3 protein-coding genes are annotated in these 3,582 nt (G+C 76.3%); 2 read left to right on the top strand and 1 reads right to left on the bottom strand.

Annotation, left to right across the window (positions count from 1 at the left end):
- Window positions 1–108: 108 nt before the first annotated feature.
- Window positions 109–1,785: a ricin-type beta-trefoil lectin domain protein gene (locus tag LG632_RS29710; protein ID WP_226731028.1), complete on the bottom strand. Its 1,677-nt coding sequence runs from the start codon at window positions 1,783–1,785 to the stop codon at window positions 109–111.
- Between the two features lie 172 nt (window positions 1,786–1,957).
- Here LG632_RS29710 and LG632_RS29715 point away from each other — a divergent pair, with 172 nt between their 5' ends.
- Together LG632_RS29715 and LG632_RS29720 are read left to right on the top strand one after the other, a co-directional pair.
- The gene (locus LG632_RS29715; protein WP_226731029.1) at window positions 1,958–2,602 is read left to right on the top strand and encodes a TetR/AcrR family transcriptional regulator; all 645 of its coding nucleotides are present in this window, start codon (window positions 1,958–1,960) and stop codon (window positions 2,600–2,602) included.
- 16 nt (window positions 2,603–2,618) lie between these two features.
- Complete coding sequence (locus tag LG632_RS29720; protein ID WP_226731030.1) at window positions 2,619–3,539, top strand: serine/threonine dehydratase; 921 nt, start codon at window positions 2,619–2,621, stop codon at window positions 3,537–3,539.
- The last annotated feature ends 43 nt before the right edge of the window (window positions 3,540–3,582 follow it).

The following is a 3,582-nucleotide window of genomic DNA, read 5'->3' on the forward strand; positions in this document are numbered from 1 at the left end:
GGGTCACCAGGGCGGCGGGCAGGGCCACCGCCGCCCGGCGCACGCGCACGCGCGCCGGGCCCACCGTTCGCGTCGTCATCGGGATCCGTGTCGTCATCCGGGCCACCGTCAGACCGGCAGCGCCCAGGCCTGCTCGACCCGGTGGTCGCCGCAGCGGGCCAGCCGGAGCCGGGCCGCCGAGCCGTCGGCGGCCGGGGGAGCGGAGGGCGCCTCCAGGCACTGCCCGCTGGCCTCCTCCACCAGTGCGCCGTCCCGCCGGGCGGTCCAGCGCTGCCCGTCCAGACCCGCCGAGCACGCGGCCAGCTCCACCGCGCCGGCGGCGCCGGCGGACAGGCACTCGCCGGCCAGCCGGACACTGCCGTCGCCGCCCAGGACCCAGCGCTGGTCGGTGCCGCCGGTGCACGGCGAGAGCACCACGGCGCCGACCCCGGTGGTGTTCTGCCCGTCGGCGCACTTCATGCCGTGACCGGTGAGCTGCCCGGTCGGCACCGGCTCGGCGCAGCCGCGCGGGGTCAGCCGCCACACGGCGGTCTCGTGGGCCCCGACCTCGGTGGACAGGGTGTGGGCGACCTCCTGGCTCGCACCCGTCCACAGGTCACGGGCGTCCACCCGGCAGGACGGCAGCCCGACGTCCGCGAGCCGGACCGAGACCTGCCGCGCGGTGGCGGACCGGTTGAGGACGGCCACGGCCCGGTCGCCGCCGTCCAGCGGCCGGACCAGCACGTCGAGGGTGCCGTCGGAGGAGACCACGGCGGCCTGGCGGCCCAGGGGGTCCTGGTCGAGCGCGATCAGGTCGGTGTTGCCGAGCGCCGCGAGGCCGGCGGGGGTGAGCCGGGAGACGTCGGAGGACAGGATGAACGGCGCCGCCATCATGGCCCACAGCGCGACCTGGCTGCGGCCCTCGGCGTCGCTCAGGCCGGGCGCGCCGGCGATCAGGAAGTCCGGGTCGTTCCAGTTGCCCGGGCCGGCGTAGCGGGTGAGCCAGCGGTTGTAGCCGTAGTTGCCGAGGACCGAGCTCCAGCGCGAGGTGCCGGGGGAGGCGGGGTTGAAGACCTTGATGTCCTTGCCCTCACGCCACAGCTGACCCGTGCGCCCCACCCAGCCGAGCACCTTGTGCCAGTCCGGGCCGCCCCACTCGCCCTGCTGGAAGTACGCGGGGGCGGAGGCGGACAGCACCATCGGCCGGCCCGTCGCGCGCAGGGCGGCGGCGACCGCTTCGTAGGCCTCCCGGTAGGCCTGCTCCTTGGTCTTCCCCGGCGGCACCCAGACGTTGCAGCCGTCCATCTTCACGTAGTCGACCTTCCAGGACGCGAACAGCCGTGCGTCCTGGGCGAAGTGGTCCTCGCCGCCGCCCTCCGGGGTGCCGCTGCCCGGGTACTTCTCGCAGGTCAGATGGCCGGCGTCCTCGTAGATGCCGAACTTCAGCCCCTTGGAGTGCAGGTACCGCCCGAGCCAGGCCATGCCGTGGGGGAACTTGGTCCGGTCGACGACCAGGTCGCCCGCGGCGTCGCGCTGCTTCTCCATCCAGCAGTCGTCGACCGTGACGGTGTCGTACCCCTTGGCGGCGAGGCCGGTGGAGACCAGGGCGTCGGCGTTGGCGACGACCTTCCGCTCGTCGATGTCGCACATGTAGTGCGCCCAGTTGTTCCAGCCCATGGGCGGGGTCAGGGCCAGCGGTACGTCGGAGGTGGCGGTCGGTTCGGCCACCGACGGCGCGGCGGCCAGTGACACGGCGAGCAGGGCGGACGCGGTCAGGCAGGGAAGCGCGCGCAGGCGGAGCGGCACGGAGGACTCCTTGGCGTGGGGTGGCGTACGCAGCTGTAGTGGCCCAGTGCAGCGGTGTCGCTACCCACTGTCAACGAACGTAGGCGTCCCCCGCGCCCCGATCATCACTATGGGTGCAGGGCGGCAGTGGAGCGACACACTGGCAGATACGGTGGCTGATACGCTGTATCACATGCCCCGACGCTCCGCGGCCCTGGACCGGGCCACCCCCGAGGCCATCGCCGCCACCGCCCTGCGGATCCTCGACGAGGAGGGCCCCGCCGCCCTCAGCTTCCGGGCCCTCGCCGACCGGCTCGGCGTCTCCCACGCCACCGTGCAGCGCCGCTGCACCGACCTCGCCGGGCTGCTCGACCTGTGCACCGAGCACCTGGCCGGCCAACTGCCCGAGGTGCCCGCCGGGACCGACTGGGCCGAGGCCACCGAGCTCCGCTTCACCGCCCTCTACCGGCTCCTCGTCGCCCACCCCGGCCTGCTGGTGCTGCGCGGCGGCCGGCCCTGGGTCGGCCGCCAACTGCTGGCCCGGCTGGTCGAACCGGCCCTCGCCGACAGCGTCGCGGCCGGGATGACCCCGGCCGAGGCCATGACGGCGTACCGCCGGATGTACCTGCTCACCCTCGGCAGCGCCGCCTTCGTCGACCACCGCGCACCGGCCGCCGCGCGGGAGACCAGCCGCGCCGCGCTCGCCGCGCTCGACCCCGCCGCGTTCCCGGTGCTCGGTGGGCACACGGCCGAGGTCCTGCCCGCCCTGACCGACCACGAGGTGTACTACGGCGCCCTGCGCCAGCTGATCGCGGCCGCCCGCCCGGCCGCCGCCTGACCGACGGGAGCAGTCCATGGAACAGCAGCTCGACCCCGCCGCCGTGCGCGCCGCCGCCGACCGGATCGCCGGACGCGTGCGCACCGCGCCGGTCGTCCCGGCGGCCGACGGCCTGTGGTACGCCCTGGAGCACCTCCAGCACACCGGCTCCTTCAAGGCCCGCGGCGCCGTCAACTTCCTCGCCGCCCACCACGCCGCCGGCACCCTGCCCCGGGCCGGCGTCACCATCGCCTCCGGCGGGAACGCGGGCCTGGCCTGCGCCTGGGCGGCCCGCGCCCACGGCGTCCCCGCCACCGTCTTCGTGCCCACCACCGCCCCGCGCGTCAAGGTCGAGCGGCTGCGCGCGTACGGCGCCGACGTGCGGCTCGTCGGCGAGCGGTACGCCGACGCGCTGGCCGCCTGCCAGGAGTTCACCGCCGCCACCGGCGCGCTCGGCAGCCATGCCTACGACCACCCGCTCGTCGCGGCCGGCGCGGGCACTCTGCTGGAGGAGATCCGGACGGGCCTGCCGGGCGTGGACACCGTCGTCGTCGCGGTCGGCGGCGGCGGGCTGTTCGCCGGTGTCGCCACCGCCGCGCGGGCCCACGGGATCCGCGTCGTCGCGGTCGAGCCGGAGAACTGCCGGGCCCTGCACGCCGCCCTGGCGGCGGGCCGCCCGGTCGACGTCACCGTGGACTCCGTGGCCGCCGACTCGCTCGGCGCCACCCGGGTCTCCGCCGACGCCCTGGCCGCCGCCCGGCACCCGGACGTCACCTCGGTCCTGGTCCCGGACTCCGCCGTCACCGAGGCCCGGCGCGCGCTGTGGCAGGAGCACCGGATCGTCGTCGAGGCGGGCGCCGCGACCGCGCTGGCCGCCGTACGCGAGGCGGGGGCGCCGCTCGGCGAGCGGGTCGCGGTCGTGCTGTGCGGGGCGAACACCGACCCCTCCGACCTGTAGCCCGGCGGGCGGGCGCCCGCGCCCGGCCCCCGCGGCCGGGGTG

The sequence above is a fragment of the Streptomyces antimicrobicus genome (assembly GCF_020532625.1).
GTDB classification, from domain to species: domain Bacteria; phylum Actinomycetota; class Actinomycetes; order Streptomycetales; family Streptomycetaceae; genus Streptomyces; species Streptomyces antimicrobicus.

Excerpts from the sequence above, each read along its gene's own strand:
- LG632_RS29715 (WP_226731029.1), top strand. The coding sequence starts at position 1,958 with ATGCCCCGACGCTCCGCGGCCCTGGACCGGGCCACCCCCGAGGCCATC.
- LG632_RS29720 (WP_226731030.1), top strand. The coding sequence starts at position 2,619 with ATGGAACAGCAGCTCGACCCCGCCGCCGTGCGCGCCGCCGCCGACCGG.